This window comes from Pseudomonas sp. 18.1.10 (assembly GCF_024655625.1).
Classification (GTDB): domain Bacteria; phylum Pseudomonadota; class Gammaproteobacteria; order Pseudomonadales; family Pseudomonadaceae; genus Aquipseudomonas.
Genome location: NZ_JANLGL010000471.1, coordinates 1 through 690, shown reverse-complemented (window position 1 = coordinate 690; position 690 = coordinate 1). Strand labels below are relative to the sequence as shown.

The window sequence follows — 690 nt, the reverse complement described above, 5'->3', positions numbered from 1 at the left end:
TGAACTGGCCTAATGATTTTGGACACTTCAATCGGGCGCTATGATAGCGCCCAAATCTGAGGTGTTTGGATATGCGTAAATCTTATTCGAGTGAGTTCAAGCTCAAGGCTGCCAGCATGGTGCTGGATGAAGGTCAGCCGGTTACCGAGGTCTGTGCCAGCCTGGATATTGGCCCTACTGCTCTGCGCCGTTGGGTCGATCAAGTGCAAAAAGAACGCTTGGGCTCGACTCCGGTGGGAGCCAAGGCAATTACCGCTGATCAGCGAGAGATCCAGAGACTCAAAGCCCTGCTCAGGGAAAAAGACCTGGACATTGAAATCTTAAAAAAGGCCAGTGCTCTCCTGCTTTTGGACGCCAAAGATCATTCACGCTGATCGATGAGTTGGACGAGCAGTACGGCGTTAAAAGGTGTTGCCGGGCGTTCGGGGTTAACCGCAGCAGCTTCTATGCCTGGCGCCAGCGCCAGGGCAGAGCAAATCCCGAGCGGGAAAAGCTCAAAGCCGCGCTGGTTAGGCACCACAAGGCGTCGAGAGAGTCGGCGGGTGCGCGTACCTTGTCCAAGGAGCTGCAGGCCAAAGGGCATCGTGTCGGGCGTTATATGGCTCGCAACTTGATGCGCGAAGCTGGCATCGCTAGTCGTCAGCGCAGGCGTCATAAGTACAAGTCGCCGGGCGTTGAGGCCTTGGTGGC

General features: G+C 55.9%; 2 protein-coding genes. Both read left to right on the top strand.

Going from position 1 to position 690, the window contains the following annotated elements; all coding sequences use genetic code 11:
• The first annotated feature begins 71 nt into the window (after nucleotides 1-71).
• Nucleotides 72-374, top strand: a complete 303-nt coding sequence (locus tag NUV89_RS29750; protein ID WP_014717988.1) for a transposase — start codon at nucleotides 72-74, stop codon at nucleotides 372-374.
• Nucleotides 375-382: 8 nt separating this feature from the next.
• Nucleotides 383-690, top strand: a 308-nt coding sequence (locus NUV89_RS29745; RefSeq protein ID WP_257784129.1) for an IS3 family transposase, incomplete at its 3' end; no start/stop codon positions are given.